Genomic DNA, 14,237 nt, shown 5'->3' on the forward strand with positions numbered 1-14,237 from the left:
CTCTTTTTTATAGGTATTTACTTAGATTTCAGCTGACCAGTTACGGTACCAAGTACGGAATAGTTCATACTGAGTTTCAACATATTTACGTTGTGATTCACTTAATGCATCCGTCTCGTTAAAATGTAAGGTATATTCTTTATCGCCGTTAAGTACCATTAAATATTTATAGTAAAGAACTAAATCAGTTCCTTCATCAAAAGACGATAAAACTTCTAATGCACTTGATAACTCTTGTGCTAAACGACGAGCTTTGGCATCACCTGCTGCAGCTTTCTTACTGAGGTCAACCAACTGTAGCACTTCTTTAGGCAAAGCATTACCAATCCCTGTAATCGCACCCGTTGCATTGCAGTTCACGAAGCCATGAAAAACTTGAGTATCTACACCTGCCATTAAGGTAACTGAATCATCTTGTGAAGTAATGAACTCAGCTGCGTAACGCATATCGGCAGCACCGCCAAATTCTTTAAAACCAATTAAGTTTGGAAACTCGCGGCGTAATTCAAAAAATAAATCTGCACGAGTCGCAAATCCATAATACGGGCTATTGTAAATCACCGCTGGTAAGCTTGGAGCTGCTTTTAAAATTGCAGAAAAGTGAGCTTTTTGTGCTGTTGGTGATGCACCGCGTGATAGTACACGTGGAATAACCATAAGCCCTTGTGCACCGACTTTTTCTGCATGAGCTGCATGAGAAACCGCTTCTTTTGAATTAACTGCACCAGTACCAACAATTGTAGGAATGCCAGCAGCAACAAGTCGTGCTACACCTTCTTGGCGTTGAGCTTCGGTTAGTAAAGGCCAATCACCCATAGAACCACAATACACTACCGCACTCATGCCCGCTTCAATCAGCTCATGCCCTTTTTTCACAAGCGCGTCAAAATCTGGCTCACGGTTAGGAGTACATGGGGTCATTAGCGCCGGGATACATCCTGTGAAGATATTACTCATAATTATTCCTCAGTAATACAAATAAAACTCTGGGTAGTCGTACTTTCGAGTTAATCCATCTCAAAAGTTATGGAATGGGATTAATAGCTGTTTAATCATTCTTCATATATCGTATACGATATACAACAAAAAGAATAGTCCTGTCCCTTAAATTCTTTAACTGAGTAAATATTCATATAAATCAAATATTAATTTTATTAATAGAATTTAAAATAAAGTCTGGCGTATATTTTTCAAAAAATTTAACCTAAAAAATTAATGAAATTTAAAATTTAGCGCCGAGGATAGAAATTAAATTCGAGCTTATAAACGCTCAATAAATAGCCGCAGAACATTAGCCATTAGTCGCACCTCCCTATTTTTATTCATTTTTGCTGGTAAAGTGCTTTACATGGTTTGATACAACCTACTTAACTCAGATGCATAATTCACCTGTTCTTGCATCTGATGTTTTTCTGCCTCTAGTCCGCTAGGGGCTTTTTTTATTATTGATTTAAATACTGATATATTAAATTTCTAGACATAATTAAAGACAAGAAAAATGGATCGAGTATTCAAATTAAGTGTTTTAAGTTGCCCGCTTTTATTATTAAGTGGTTGTATTGGTTGTTATAACCCGACAGGCTGTAGCCGTGATGATTCGCCTTATTTCTATACAACACAAATAACTCAAATCAAAGGTGTAACAGTTCCTGTTGGAACAAAACTGGTTTATAAATCTCAAAAGTCCAAACAGAAAGATGAGCAAACTGCACCACTTAAAGAAGAACATATAACAGGAATAAAGCTACCGAAAGATACGGCTATACTTTGGGGAGGAATGCCTACCAATCATCTCCTTCAATTTGCTAACTCTGAAATGCAAGGATTTACAGCCTACCGAGCACAAGAAGCTCCAGGTGTATATTCCAATCAATTTTTAAAACTCTGGAAAGAATGTGATAGTGATTTAGATATCTCGATCAAGAATGCAAATGACTGGAGCTTTAATCCTGCAAATATGAAAATTATTGGATGCGGAATTAACTATCAAGAAAGAGCATCATACAACACCGACAATCCAAGCCAAGACAAAGTGGATATTTTTCTCATCAAAATTAATCAGGCTTTGCAACAACTGCCTCAACAAAAAGAGTATCCAGTCATTCATTATTCCGAAAATTAAAGTAAAAAAAGCCTGCATTTTCAGCAGGCTCTTTTCTTTAAAATTTGATTTAGCAAACTTTAATTAAACATATTAACCACAAGTTGCCTGAGTAATTTTCTTAGAAGCAGGATCAATAGTAACTGTAACTCGGTTTGTACGATAATCCATAGTCATTGGTTGACCTGGAGCCACTTTGCGCACAATTTCTGATTTAGTTTTTTGTTTAATTTGATCATCAGTAAGGCCAGATTGACCCACTAATTTTTGAGCTTCTTCTGCTACACAGTTTGCTTGATTATCACGGAATAATTTCCATTCTTCCACGACTTGGCCGTTTGGTAAATGACAATACCCAACCTGACCATTTGCTTCATTTCTAATTTCTAATTTCCCACCTTGTTCAACACAATATTGACTAGCTGGGTTTGGTGAACCAATTTTTGGTGGAGTTGGATCTTTATGTTGTACAGATGAACAAGCCGTTAACGAAACAAGCGCTAAACCAAGAAAGATAATTTTTTTCATAAATTTTTGCTTCTTAATAAAAAAACTAAAGATATCAAAAAAACTCATGTTTCATGTCACTTGATTACAATAAAAAACTCACTTGGAAGTTCTATTCACCATTTCTTTAATTGATTGGAATTTAAGATTTTCCTTTCTAAAAATAATTATCAAAATATTGCGATCATGGCCTTTCCAAAATTCGTGGTCCAGATCCCTCTTGCCCCAAAACATCTTCTGGATTTCTTAAAGGGCATTGCTCTAGTGATAAGCAACCACAACCAATACACCAGTCCATTTCATCCCGTAGCCTCGTTAATTTTTGAATACGATCATCGAGATCTTTTCGCCAATGGCTTGATAACTCTTTCCACTGTTTAGCTGTTAATTTGCTCCCCATAGGATAGGCGCTAAGAGCCTCTTTAATTTCATTTAAAGGAATTCCTACTCTTTGAGCAACTTTAATAATCGCAATATACCTTAAAACGATTAATGGAAAACGGCGTTGATTACCATTGGTTCTTATACTTTTTATCAGCCCCTTCGCCTCATAAAAATGTAGGGTCGAGACAGGAACTCCACTCCTTTTTGCAACTTCACCCACAGTCAAAACTCGACTAGAGTCAACTTTTTTATTTTCACTTATCATGATTAACCTCAACTTTACTCGAGGTTTATAAGAGAGCCTATTGGTTTTGTCAAATCAATCACTCAACCATTCAAAGTCATTTTTCTGACTTTGTTGGTCTTAACTTTTCTATAAAAGCTGAAAAAATAAATTTGATACGATTATTAATTCAATTAAATTTAAGAAATTAATTTTGTAGGGTACATGGACACCCGCAAATCCAAAACATGTTATAAACAAAAGGCATTGGTGCTCCTAATGGATAGACCTTAGCCTGTTCGATCTTATAAGTTTTTTTACGTGACTCAATGTGAAGTATATTATCGTAGCGAGCAACTACAATTCCCTTTTTATATAATTTTTTTCGTTCATTCTTTGCATCAAATTTATATACCAAAAAGTAAACTTTTTCTCCTACGCTGATCTTTGAATGATTAACCATAATGTAACCATTACAATACTTACATTGCCAATCTTTCATATCTCAAATAATCACACGCTTAAATTTAAAAACACATCGAATTTTATAGTATAGATTTATTAAAGCTACAAATCTAAAGAAATATTTTAATTGAAAAAATAAGGTTTATTTGTGACATACATCACAATAAAACATAAAAAATTTCAAATTATATCTAGAAACATCAATCACTTAACTAGCTGTTTTTTAATATTATTATTTTAAAAAATATTAAATTTATCTATATTTTATATTACTATATAGTATTTCGTTTAATAAATTTAAAAGCGTCTATATAAATAATTTTAGTATTTAATAATCTAATTATTTCATTATATTCAACTAAACCTCAAACAAAGTAATAAATAAATTTTAAGATATTAAATTAATTTCATGTTTAATTGAAAATAATTCAGTTCACATTATACAAAATAAAAATATATAATTATTAGAATTGCAATTTAATTTTTTATTATGTCAACTCAACGTTTAAAATTAGAACTCCCATCTGGACATGATCAATTATTACTTCATTCTTGCTGTGCTCCTTGTTCAGGAGAAGTTATGGAAGCATTAATTGATTCTGGAATTAAATTTTCAATATTTTTTTATAATCCTAATATTCATCCGATAAAAGAATATCTCATCCGTAAGGAAGAAAATATTCGTTTTGCAGAAAAGCATAATATTCCATTTATCGATGCCGATTATGATACGGATAATTGGTTTGCTCGAGCTAAAGGTATGGAAGATGAACCAGAACGCGGTATTCGTTGTACCATGTGTTTCGATATGCGTTTCGAGCGAACTGCCCTTTACGCACATGAACACGGCTTTAGTCTCATCAGTAGTTCCTTAGGAATTTCTCGTTGGAAAAATATGGCTCAAATTAATGATTGCGGAATTCGAGCAGCATCCAATTATCCAGATATTCAATATTGGGATTATAACTGGCGAAAAAATGGTGGCTCTAGTCGAATGATTGAAATCAGTAAGCGAGAGGAATTCTATCAACAGGAATATTGTGGTTGTGTATACTCTTTACGTGATACCAATCGTTGGCGTATGAGTAATGGTCGAGACCGAATTAAACTGGGTGTTAAGTTTTATAGTAATGCCATGGAAGAAGATTAAAAATTATTCTCCTTAAAAAATTAATTCATTCTAAGCTATATTTATTCCTAATAAAAAGAGGCCACATCTGGAGAATGTGGCCAAAAGGTGTACTGTACTGAGCTTTGATATTATTAGAATAATGAAGTTAGCTTAAAATAAGATTAACAAATCTTTTAAATTTAAATTTTTTAAAATTTCATCAAATATTTAAATCGAATAAATACTTTGCCCTTCTCATTAAAAATAAAATCACTCTAAAATCCAGATATAATTTTGAAAAGTTTAGCTATTTTACTTTTTGATACTGATGGCTAGTCTCTTAATATTTTCCACCATTTCCTCAGGTTGATGTGCAGCATAGCCCAACAGAACTGCTGCTTTTTTCGACTCAAGTTGACAATATCTTGATAGAGGTTGAATCTCCAAATCTAATGCCGAGCAATGAGAAATAAACTCCTGCTCTGTCCATGGTGCTTTTAACCAACATATAAGATGAATGCCTGAATCTGTTGGCTGAACGTCGAGTACATCTGAGAGGTGTTCATTAATAGCGTTAATCAATACTTGTTGACGCTCATAGCATGCCTTTCGAACTTTACGTACATGTCGAGCATAGTGGCCTTGTTGAATGAATAAAGCTAAAGCGACCTGCTCTAAATATGAACTTCGTACATCAGTATAGTATTTAGCTGCACTAAAGGTTTCAATTAATGCTTCAGGTACAACCATGAACCCTAAACGAAACTCTGGAAACATCATTTTGGTAAAAGTTCCAGAATAAATGACTCTTTGCTGCTGATCTAAACCTTGTAGTGCTTGAATTGGGTGCGTGCCATAACGAAACTCACTATTATAATCGTCTTCAAAAATCCATTTTTCTTCTTTGTTTGCCCAATCTAATAAAGCAAAACGGCGAGCTAAACTTAAAGTTCCTCCTAAAGGAAATTGATGTGAAGGTGCTGTATAGACCAGTTTGCTTTTGAAGTAATGATTTGTAATGTCAGAAATTTGCATTCCCTCCTCATCACTCTCGATCAAATTTACCTGTGCACTAAAACTTCGAAAAATCTTAAAAGCTGCATCATATCCTGGCTCATCCAAACACACTTCATCATTTGCTTGAAGTAAGGCATAGGCCGTTAAATGAATAGCTTGCTGCGTTCCGTTTACGATAATAATTTGCTCTTCGTTGCAGTTTAGCCCCCGGGTAGAGCGAACATATTCACAAATTGCCTGACGCAAAGGTAGATAGCCACGCGGGTCGTAAAATTGACCAAGCTGATAATACGACTGCCGCCAAGCTTGTGTTAATAACTTGCCCCACAGTTGATGAGGAAATAAATCAATACAGCCTACCCCTACATGAAACATCTTTTTCTTTTTACTTAACCATGACTGCTTTCGCCATGAATCCAATAAAGCTTCAATATTTGGATTAATATTTAAGGAACGATGAGTATTTTTAGACGTTTCTTTTGAATTTTTTTGAACGTGTATTAACTGATCTGGCACAACCTCAGCAACATAGGTACCCGAACTTGGTTTAGTAAATAAATATCCCTCATCCAGTAATCGTTCAAGAGCCGCCAATACAGAATTCCTTGAAATTGACATCATCTCTGCCAAAGCACGACTTGAGGGTAATTTTGTTCCGGCAGTCAGCCTTCCATCTAAAATTGCATCACGTAAAGCCGTATATAATCCATCTTTAATCTGGCCTTTTGGCAAAATTAAATGGGGAAAAGATGCAGAAATCGGAGCTGCCATATCAAAACTGGTACTATGAAAAATATCAAAAGTGTATCTTATAAAAATACCACTATCAAAACTACACTCTAGTTGTCGATTTTTTATTACTTTAAAACAGAGTGTAATTATTATGCAAAATCAAGGTCTTCAAATCGTTCCTGTTGAGCAGCAAGATTATTCACAATGGGAAAAATATTGGCTTGCCTACCAAAATTTTTATCAAGTGAATTTACCCCTTCATGTCACAAAAGTAACATGGGAACGTTTCTTCGATGAGAATGAACCTATGTACTGTGCCATTGCTAAACAAGGTGAGCAGGTTTTAGGAATTGTGCATTATGTTATTCATCGTTCAACATGGGCAGAAAATAATTACTGTTATCTAGAGGACCTTTATGTTTCACCTGAAGTTCGTGGACAACACATTGGTAAGCAACTCATTGAATATGTGCAGAAGCAAGCTATCGAACACAACTGTGACCGTTTATATTGGCATACTCAAGAAACCAATCTAACAGCGCAAAAGCTTTATGACTGGATTGCACAAAAACCAGGAATTATTGAATATCGTATGCCTTTAAACTAAAAAGTGAAAACACCAAAAGCTGGAGTGCTTTTGGTGTCTAAATTTTAGTACGAATACGCTGAATCACTTTGTCATTAATAGTTGAGCATTGATTAAACGCAGCAAAACGCTTGAGCTCTTGTTCCAGTTCGAAGAGGAAGAGCTCCTTATTTTTTACTGTTTTTTCAAGATGCAGGCTAATCACTTCTAATTCTTTGATAGACCGATGCGCTTTACAATCTACTCGGCCTACTAACTCATCTTGATATAGAATCGGCAAACAAAAATAACCATATACACGTTTGGCCGCTGGTACATAGCATTCAATGCGGTAATCAAATTCAAATAAGGAAGCTAGACGGTCACGATGAATAAGAGAATTATCAAAAGGCGACAGTATTTTTAAACCGAAATCAGTACTAACCTTTTGTTCTATTGCAGCAACATCAACATATAAAGTTTGACCATTCTCAAGTTTAATTGCTGATACAACACCTGCGTCAATTTGCTCCTTCAGAACGACACGCATAGTTTCTTTTAAATCATTTTTCTTTAGATGAACTAATTGTTTCCATGTAAATGCACCATGTGCTCGAAGCGTATTATTAAATAAATACTGCGCATATTCATAAAGTGTAGGCATACTTAAATCAATATTTTCTGGCAAGTAGCGCTCGGTCAAATCAAAGACCTTTTCTATTCCGTTACGTTCACAGATCATCAGGTCACCCTGCATATATAACTGCTCAAAAGCACGGCGGCCTGGTCCGGTATTCCACCAGTTTCCCAAACTCTTTTTATTATTTTTATCAATATCACGTAGACGAATTTTTCCTTCAGCACGAACACGTGCCAAAATTTCATTCATAAGGTGTTGATCACCTCTATTGAAATAACGGCTTTCTCCGTTTCTGACAGACATCATGGCAGGCAATGCATAGCGATAATCTTTCATAGGAAGATAAGACGCGGCATGATACCAATATTCAAAAATCTGCCGCTCACCAACCAAACTATTAAGATGACTTAGCTCATAATCAGGCACTCGGCTCCACAATATATGGTGATGAGCTCGCTCTATAACCGATATGGTATCAATCTGCACATATCCTAAATGCTCAATAGCCTGTAAAGTTCCATCCATGCCTTTTGCAAATCGACTGGTTTTTCCTAAGCCTTGATTAAATAAAGTGAGCTGTTTCAAAGAAGAAGTCATAGAAATCAAATATTGTTGTATTCATTTAGAAGCGGAAATTTTCAGTTCTATCGTATCACTATTTCCTCATTTGCTTGTGATTATAGGAGTAGCAATTTTTAAAAAAGAATCTTGGCTAACTCAACTTTTTACAGACTTACTTTGAAATAACTTTTGGGATTCAATCTAATTACTAAAATAATGACTAATATCACACTGACTAAATGAAAAAGCCATCCTGCTTTGTAAGCCCCCGTAAGATCATACAAAATTGCAATAATCCACGGCGGGATTGCTGCCAGTAAAAAACCACCACCCTGCATCAGTGCAGATAAAGCACCTGCATGAGTCGGATCATCAAAATGGTCTAATGCAACGATAAGCGTTAAGGCAAAACATCCCCCTAAACCCGCGCCTAAACAAATTGCCCAAAGCATAGAGGCGAACTCAGGCATAAAAGCCATTCCAGAGAAACCGACTAGTTGCATGGCTAACGTAAACCATAACCATGGACGTCGATCTTTATATTTCCTAGCTAAAACAGGCAAAATGAGTGCTGAAGCTGCTTGGCTCAAGGCCAGTAAAGCAAGTAGTTGTCCACTTTGCGCTACGCTCCGACCCTGATCTTGAAAAGAAGGTGCTAACCAAGCTACGACTGATGAGTAGCCACCATTTACAAGCCCGAAACAAGCCATTAATAACCAAGTTCGAGGTTGCTTTAATAACTTTCTTATAGGCGCGCGATGGATGGATGAGCGAACTTTTGATGGTAAAAAAATAAGTGCCAATATAAATGTAAATAAAGCTGGAATAGCAAAAAAAGCTAGGCCAATCGACCAGACACCCGTTATATTTGAAATTATGGGAGCTAACCATGCTCCTAACGCCCCACCGCCCATGAGCATAGCCGAATAAAGCCCCATCATCGGACCTATGTATTGGCTAAATTCTCGTTTAATCATGCCCGGAAAAGCCGCTTGTATCATCGCAACTCCGAATCCAATTACTATTGCACTAAGAATTAATCCTTCAGATGTAGGCAATAAAAATCGGACAGCACATCCTCCACAAATGGCGAGCAATGCACCGAGAATAGCTTTCCGTTCGCCCACATAGTTCTGCAATATTGGGCCAACAAATGCAACAAGCCCCATAAGCATCATCGGTAGCAAAGTAAGTAGTGCCATTCCTTGTAGGCTTAAGCCAGTGGCTGTTCGAATATTGGCAATTAATGGTCCAATACTTGTGATAAATGGTCTTAAATTAAGGCCCACCAAAGCTACCGTTACAACAAGCATGGGACGAGTCAAAAAAAATCCAGACTGCTTCATTCTTCTGAACCTGAATTCTGGGCCTGATAATTCTTCCAATGCACATAAAGATCAGTGCGGTTTTCAACTCTGATCGGTATATATTGAATTTTCATTGATTGTTCAGAAAACGGCTTGGCAAACTCAATATATATTTCGGCTGTAGACAAACCAAATGGTGTTCCGTCTTCATTAGAATATGCATAGCTCACCGACTTGATACCTGCTAAACGCATTGCAGCCATACACATTGGGCATGGATGACCACTTGCATACACAGAGCAGCCTTCTAAATTGGCAGTTCCTAAAACTTGGCTGGCTGCACGAATCGCCAGTAATTCGGCATGTGCAGTTGGGTCATTCGTTGTCAGAATCTGATTTACACCTGAAGCAATAATTTCTCCATTCTTTACAACTACTGCTCCAAATGGTCTGCCACCTTTTTCTATATTGTTATAGGCAAGCTCAATCGCCTTACGTAAAAAATGTTCACCTTTTTCCATCACATACTCTCACTTTCTATTTTGCACCAGCTGCAAGAAGTCTTTTTTCAATTTCGCGATATCCTCTTGACCGCGCATGGTGTAAGGGAGTTATGCCGTCTTTATCAGCCAAGTTCGGATCAGCACCTGCCTTTAATAAAAGCTCTACAATGTGTTGATATTTGGGCTCTCCATTTCCCAAAATGATGGCCTCAAGTAATGCCGTCCACCCCAAATTATTGACATGATTAACATCTACACCGGCCGCAATTAATGTACGAACTGTTTCAACATGGCCTCGTTCCGCTGCCGGAATGAGTGCAGTCCCACCGTAACGGTTAATACTTTTTAAATCGGCACCATGCATGAGTGTCATTCTTAGAATTTTTAAATATCCCTGTGCACTAGCATATAAATATGGACTGTCTTGAATATTGTCTTTTGCATTTACATCGGCACCAGCCTCTATCAGCATATGAGCAGCATGTACATTATTTGCTCTTGTAGCGACCATCAAAGCAGTCGAACCAGTTTCATCTCGCTCATCAATTAAAGCTTTTTGAGATAAAATCCGTTTAATAGATTGTGTATCATTATTTATCACTGCCTGATGTAAAGGATACTCACCCATTGCATTCGTCATATTTGTAAAACCCGAAGTCCCTAATGCGACAATCAGATTCATCCATATTAGTGACTTACGCATGGTGGCCTCCCAATAGAATTTTTTGGCAAAATATTTTGTAAATAGAATAAAGATCACCAAAAGTATTTGGAAATTAAATTATTGAATCGATAGTATTAAGATTATAAATATTTATCTTATCGGCTTTTAAGTGTGGCGGTACCTAATATGTTTGATCCTCGCCTTTTACGTGCTTTCGTCACTATTTTTGAAACTGGCGGTTTTACCGCAGCTGCCGATCGATTACACCTGACTCAATCAACAGTTAGTCAGCAGTTAGCACGACTTGAAGAATCTGTCGGTCATGCCCTTATAGATCGGACAGCAAGACCTTTCAAACTGACGGCATCTGGAGAATATCTAATTGGTTATGCGCAAAGGATTTTGACTCTCCAACAGGAAGCTGAGGCCCTACTTAAAGATCCGGCAGGAAGTATTCCCATTCGTATTGGTTTACCAGAAGATATGATGAGTCCTGCAATGGCTGAAGTTTTCGGTATATTTGCCAAAGAGCATCGCTCCATTCGTTTAGATGTAACCTCTGGCTTAAGTCGGAACCTAACAGAACGTTATCGGAATGGTGAGTTCGATATTATTATTGTCAAAGAACCTGCTGCTAGTGCTGATCACCACGCTACATTCCCAGAAGAAATGGCATGGTTTGAAAGTTCGAATTCAACAACTAAATGGTCTGATCCCATGAGTTTAGTGACCTTTCCTCAAGGCGGACTTTATCGGGACGAAATGTTCGCAACTTTAGAGCACGAACGGCGACGTTGGTATATTGCCTTTACAGGTAGTAGCCTAGAAAGCGTGTTAGTCAGTGTTGAAACAGGATTAGGATTATCTTTATTGCCTGTAGCGACAACCAATGGACGGAGAGTACGTCGATATGATTCATTAGGAGATGTGCCTCCTATGGCCGTTTCAATTTACACATGGGAAAAAGCTGGGATAATTTCCCAGCTTGTAGATAAAATGACGTCTGTTTTACAAGAACGTTTTCAATCATCAATCAATATTTAACTTATATCATTCGAACTTTCAGCAATCAGTTTTTCTGCCATTTCTTGAGTTTTTCTTAAGCCCGGCATACGGAACTCGGTATGCCCATAATCTTGGATAGATTTCCAACGTCCACCCCAAGTCAAACCAACCGATTCGGCGACTTGACCATATAATCGATAGCCTTGCATTGCCCACGGATCTCGCTCAGAAATAACCACTTTTCCATTTCGCTTAAATGCTACATCAGCAGCTAAACCAAATTGGTGATAGCTTTGATAACCCCTCGCTCTAGTCGTATTTGGATTGCCCGCCAACATATTCTGACGTGCTGGGCTACGATAGCCTTCTAATAGAACCAACTCATAACCATACTGTTCTTTCATGATTTTAAAGACCATGAGTAAACGCTGTTTATATCGTGGGTTCATTTTGTCCCATTTACGATCAACTAAATTTGTATCCAAAATAGCTCGACCATCGAAACTGGCGTTATCAATCGGTGAAGAATTAATAGCTCCACTATTTTGAGACGAATATTGCTGCTCTAACTGCGTCGCCTCAACAATTGCGGCTTCAATTAGGCTTTCATCTACTTCTGGCGGTGGCGATAATATTTCACCATTCAAAAGTGCATAAATTTGAGGATCTGTTTTTTTCAGATATTCAGCTTCAATTCGGGTTGAACTAATCGGACGAGTAAAAGCAAAAACTAATATACTGGCAAACAAGAAAAAGCCTGCAATTACAATCCACCATTGCTGTAAATGCCAATGAGATTGTAATTTTTCAGGAGCAGCTGCCTGATTCATGGTTTGAGCAAATTGTTTAACCTGATTAAGCTGTTTACGCCCTTGGGGCAGTAATGACAAAACAAAATCTTTGCTTCTACTCCTGAGTTCATAAGACATTAAAAACGCTAAGCCAATTGCCAAACATGTAAAGCAAAAGAAAATGAGAAAGATCATCATCAGTTCATTAATTCACGGCAAAAGGACTTCGTGTAATTTTAATATCTACCGATGCCTTAGGTGGCTCAACCTCAGGTTCTGGTTCGGCTGGAGCTTTACTCTCAACTACGGGTTTAGCTTGCACCACTTGTTGCTGCTGCGGCTTACTCACAGGTTTTTGCTGAGTTGGCTGTATTTTAGGTTGAGTCGCTTTAGCTGTACCTGTCTGCAGTTGAGGCACAATCTGAACTTTCTTTTCACCTGTTAGCTGCTCATCAAACGGCGAAACTCGTTGTTCATTCGTAGCAATAGATTTATGTGGAGCAGGTTTAAAAATATTGCTTAACTCATTATCTTTTGGCTGTTCAAAGCCATCACGGCTCATTGAGTCCGTCTCATTATCTTGACTTACAACAACCTGATTTTGTTCATCTGAAGAATGTACAGCATCTTGATTTAAAATTTGCTCTTCCGTTGATTTACTCTCAATTGCTGCTGAATCTGGCGAATTCGGTTGAGACAAGAACAGGAATAGCGAGATGCTGACAAACACCCCTGCAATCACACCAATCACAATATAAAGTACTGGTGATTTCGGCTTTTTTTTATTCGATTGTAAAACTCGAATAGAAGTTGGTTTTTCCTGAGCCATTTCGTTCCATCATCAAGGTAAATAAATTGTAATATGTGCTTGCTCTTGAGGAGCAGAAATCACATTTTGATAGTTAGATAATGCTTTATCATTTTGATTGTTCAGCATAAATCTTAAACCCGCAAAGGTAAGTAATGCAAAAATCAATAAAAAGATCAAAATCCAAAAGAAAGGTACTTCGCGATGAATAATATTTCGTATTTGATCGGGAATTGCCGAGAATGGCGAAAACGCAACTTTTTTCCCTTTTAAATAGTCAATTTCATCACCCACTCTTGATACTAGGTGGTTGAGACTTTCAATAGATTCAATTCGGTACTTACCCTGAAAACCGAGCAAAAGGCAGTAATGAAATACCTCTAAAGCAGCTAGACGTTCTTTTCCACGACTACGTAATTGTTCCAATATTTCAAAGAAACGATACCCGGCTAACTGAGAACCAAACAAGCTCAATTGCAATGGGCTAATTAACCAAGCATTTTGTAAATTAAAATAGCTTGGGTCTTGTTGCGTTACGATAGTTTCATCAATCAAAGCACAAAATGCATATTTAGCATCATGAATATCATCAGCTGAAAATTGCAACTTTTTAGCTTGTTGCTCAAATTGATTGAGTAAATTTAAGATTTTTTCACGAAACTGCTGAGCATCTGCCGGCACATACTGATTTCGAATCAAAAAAACCAAATAAAAGCCATCATGCAATAAATCAATAAGATTGATTGCCTGTAGTTTTGCCTGAGACTGGCTATTATTGTTCCCACCCGTTCCAATTTGCCCATCGTCAAATAAAGAAGGAGCACCTGTGGATTGTGACATTTTTCTCTCCTTT

16 protein-coding genes are annotated in these 14,237 nt (G+C 37.1%); 4 read left to right on the forward strand and 12 right to left on the reverse strand.

The window, feature by feature from the left end:
- Positions 1-21: 21 nt before the first annotated feature.
- Positions 22-957, reverse strand: coding sequence for a dihydrodipicolinate synthase family protein (locus AAC388_RS11330; protein WP_000065199.1), 936 nt, complete (start codon positions 955-957; stop codon positions 22-24).
- Positions 958-1,498: 541 nt separating this feature from the next.
- Between AAC388_RS11330 and AAC388_RS11335 the strand changes: the two genes are divergently transcribed.
- On the forward strand, positions 1,499-2,122 hold the full coding sequence (locus AAC388_RS11335; RefSeq protein ID WP_342370631.1) for a hypothetical protein: 624 nt from the start codon (positions 1,499-1,501) through the stop codon (positions 2,120-2,122).
- 72 nt (positions 2,123-2,194) lie between these two features.
- Here AAC388_RS11335 and AAC388_RS11340 read toward each other — a convergent pair whose 3' ends face one another.
- From AAC388_RS11340 to AAC388_RS11350, 3 genes are all read right to left on the reverse strand, one after another.
- Positions 2,195-2,629, reverse strand: coding sequence for an I78 family peptidase inhibitor (locus tag AAC388_RS11340; RefSeq protein WP_005076719.1), 435 nt, complete (start codon positions 2,627-2,629; stop codon positions 2,195-2,197).
- A 163-nt stretch (positions 2,630-2,792) separates the two neighbouring features.
- Positions 2,793-3,257, reverse strand: coding sequence for a redox-sensitive transcriptional activator SoxR (gene soxR, locus AAC388_RS11345; protein WP_342370632.1), 465 nt, complete (start codon positions 3,255-3,257; stop codon positions 2,793-2,795).
- A 166-nt stretch (positions 3,258-3,423) separates the two neighbouring features.
- Positions 3,424-3,717, reverse strand: a complete 294-nt coding sequence (locus tag AAC388_RS11350) for a hypothetical protein (RefSeq protein ID WP_016141447.1) — start codon at positions 3,715-3,717, stop codon at positions 3,424-3,426.
- A gap of 453 nt (positions 3,718-4,170) precedes the next feature.
- Here AAC388_RS11350 and AAC388_RS11355 point away from each other — a divergent pair, with 453 nt between their 5' ends.
- Complete coding sequence (locus AAC388_RS11355; protein WP_342370633.1) at positions 4,171-4,830, forward strand: epoxyqueuosine reductase QueH; 660 nt, start codon at positions 4,171-4,173, stop codon at positions 4,828-4,830.
- Between the two features lie 273 nt (positions 4,831-5,103).
- Here the strand turns inward: AAC388_RS11355 and AAC388_RS11360 are convergent, their stop codons facing one another.
- Positions 5,104-6,579 (reverse strand): PLP-dependent aminotransferase family protein, encoded by a 1,476-nt coding sequence (locus AAC388_RS11360; RefSeq protein ID WP_342370634.1) that lies wholly within the window; start codon positions 6,577-6,579, stop codon positions 5,104-5,106.
- Between the two features lie 112 nt (positions 6,580-6,691).
- Between AAC388_RS11360 and AAC388_RS11365 the strand changes: the two genes are divergently transcribed.
- Positions 6,692-7,147, forward strand: coding sequence for a GNAT family N-acetyltransferase (locus tag AAC388_RS11365; protein ID WP_342370636.1), 456 nt, complete (start codon positions 6,692-6,694; stop codon positions 7,145-7,147).
- A gap of 37 nt (positions 7,148-7,184) precedes the next feature.
- Here the strand turns inward: AAC388_RS11365 and AAC388_RS11370 are convergent, their stop codons facing one another.
- The 4 genes from AAC388_RS11370 to AAC388_RS11385 all read right to left on the reverse strand — a co-directional run bounded on the left by AAC388_RS11370 (position 7,185) and on the right by AAC388_RS11385 (position 10,819).
- A complete protein-coding gene (locus AAC388_RS11370) occupies positions 7,185-8,342 on the reverse strand; it encodes a crosslink repair DNA glycosylase YcaQ family protein (protein WP_342370637.1) in 1,158 nt (385 codons plus the stop codon).
- Positions 8,343-8,470: 128 nt separating this feature from the next.
- Positions 8,471-9,652, reverse strand: a complete 1,182-nt coding sequence (locus tag AAC388_RS11375) for a cyanate transporter (RefSeq protein ID WP_342370638.1) — start codon at positions 9,650-9,652, stop codon at positions 8,471-8,473.
- The gene (locus AAC388_RS11380; protein WP_342370639.1) at positions 9,649-10,134 is read right to left on the reverse strand and encodes a nucleoside deaminase; all 486 of its coding nucleotides are present in this window, start codon (positions 10,132-10,134) and stop codon (positions 9,649-9,651) included. The genes AAC388_RS11375 and AAC388_RS11380 overlap by 4 nt, the downstream gene beginning before the upstream one ends.
- Positions 10,135-10,150: 16 nt before the next feature.
- On the reverse strand, positions 10,151-10,819 hold the full coding sequence (locus tag AAC388_RS11385) for an ankyrin repeat domain-containing protein (RefSeq protein ID WP_017402895.1): 669 nt from the start codon (positions 10,817-10,819) through the stop codon (positions 10,151-10,153).
- A gap of 147 nt (positions 10,820-10,966) precedes the next feature.
- On the opposite strand from AAC388_RS11385, the gene AAC388_RS11390 reads away from it, so the two are divergent.
- Positions 10,967-11,824 (forward strand): LysR family transcriptional regulator, encoded by an 858-nt coding sequence (locus AAC388_RS11390; RefSeq protein ID WP_342370640.1) that lies wholly within the window; start codon positions 10,967-10,969, stop codon positions 11,822-11,824.
- On the opposite strand, the gene AAC388_RS11395 is transcribed toward AAC388_RS11390, so the two are convergent.
- Genes AAC388_RS11395 through icmH form a run of 3 tightly spaced genes read right to left on the reverse strand, consistent with a single transcriptional unit; the run spans position 11,821 to position 14,224 of the window.
- Positions 11,821-12,774, reverse strand: coding sequence for a M15 family metallopeptidase (locus tag AAC388_RS11395; protein WP_032003326.1), 954 nt, complete (start codon positions 12,772-12,774; stop codon positions 11,821-11,823). The genes AAC388_RS11390 and AAC388_RS11395 overlap by 4 nt on opposite strands.
- A 7-nt stretch (positions 12,775-12,781) precedes the next feature.
- Positions 12,782-13,405, reverse strand: a complete 624-nt coding sequence (locus AAC388_RS11400; protein ID WP_342370641.1) for a hypothetical protein — start codon at positions 13,403-13,405, stop codon at positions 12,782-12,784.
- Positions 13,406-13,417: 12 nt separating this feature from the next.
- Complete coding sequence (gene icmH / locus AAC388_RS11405; RefSeq protein WP_002114531.1) at positions 13,418-14,224, reverse strand: type IVB secretion system protein IcmH/DotU; 807 nt, start codon at positions 14,222-14,224, stop codon at positions 13,418-13,420.
- Positions 14,225-14,237: the final 13 nt, after the last annotated feature.

The organism is Acinetobacter sp. D009 (assembly GCF_038562025.1).
GTDB classification, from domain to species: domain Bacteria; phylum Pseudomonadota; class Gammaproteobacteria; order Pseudomonadales; family Moraxellaceae; genus Acinetobacter; species Acinetobacter pittii.

What these genes read in the sequence shown, in the direction of transcription:
- AAC388_RS11330 (WP_000065199.1), bottom strand. Translation starts at nt 957, where the DNA reads ATGAGTAATATCTTCACAGGATGTATCCCGGCGCTAATGACCCCATGT.
- AAC388_RS11335 (WP_342370631.1), top strand. Translation starts at nt 1,499, where the DNA reads ATGGATCGAGTATTCAAATTAAGTGTTTTAAGTTGCCCGCTTTTATTA.
- AAC388_RS11340 (WP_005076719.1), bottom strand. Translation starts at nt 2,629, where the DNA reads ATGAAAAAAATTATCTTTCTTGGTTTAGCGCTTGTTTCGTTAACGGCT.
- soxR (WP_342370632.1), bottom strand. Translation starts at nt 3,257, where the DNA reads ATGATAAGTGAAAATAAAAAAGTTGACTCTAGTCGAGTTTTGACTGTG.
- AAC388_RS11350 (WP_016141447.1), bottom strand. Translation starts at nt 3,717, where the DNA reads ATGAAAGATTGGCAATGTAAGTATTGTAATGGTTACATTATGGTTAAT.
- AAC388_RS11355 (WP_342370633.1), top strand. Translation starts at nt 4,171, where the DNA reads ATGTCAACTCAACGTTTAAAATTAGAACTCCCATCTGGACATGATCAA.
- AAC388_RS11360 (WP_342370634.1), bottom strand. Translation starts at nt 6,579, where the DNA reads ATGGCAGCTCCGATTTCTGCATCTTTTCCCCATTTAATTTTGCCAAAA.
- AAC388_RS11365 (WP_342370636.1), top strand. Translation starts at nt 6,692, where the DNA reads ATGCAAAATCAAGGTCTTCAAATCGTTCCTGTTGAGCAGCAAGATTAT.
- AAC388_RS11370 (WP_342370637.1), bottom strand. Translation starts at nt 8,342, where the DNA reads ATGACTTCTTCTTTGAAACAGCTCACTTTATTTAATCAAGGCTTAGGA.
- AAC388_RS11375 (WP_342370638.1), bottom strand. Translation starts at nt 9,652, where the DNA reads ATGAAGCAGTCTGGATTTTTTTTGACTCGTCCCATGCTTGTTGTAACG.
- AAC388_RS11380 (WP_342370639.1), bottom strand. Translation starts at nt 10,134, where the DNA reads ATGGAAAAAGGTGAACATTTTTTACGTAAGGCGATTGAGCTTGCCTAT.
- AAC388_RS11385 (WP_017402895.1), bottom strand. Translation starts at nt 10,819, where the DNA reads ATGCGTAAGTCACTAATATGGATGAATCTGATTGTCGCATTAGGGACT.
- AAC388_RS11390 (WP_342370640.1), top strand. Translation starts at nt 10,967, where the DNA reads ATGTTTGATCCTCGCCTTTTACGTGCTTTCGTCACTATTTTTGAAACT.
- AAC388_RS11395 (WP_032003326.1), bottom strand. Translation starts at nt 12,774, where the DNA reads ATGATGATCTTTCTCATTTTCTTTTGCTTTACATGTTTGGCAATTGGC.
- AAC388_RS11400 (WP_342370641.1), bottom strand. Translation starts at nt 13,405, where the DNA reads ATGGCTCAGGAAAAACCAACTTCTATTCGAGTTTTACAATCGAATAAA.
- icmH (WP_002114531.1), bottom strand. Translation starts at nt 14,224, where the DNA reads ATGTCACAATCCACAGGTGCTCCTTCTTTATTTGACGATGGGCAAATT.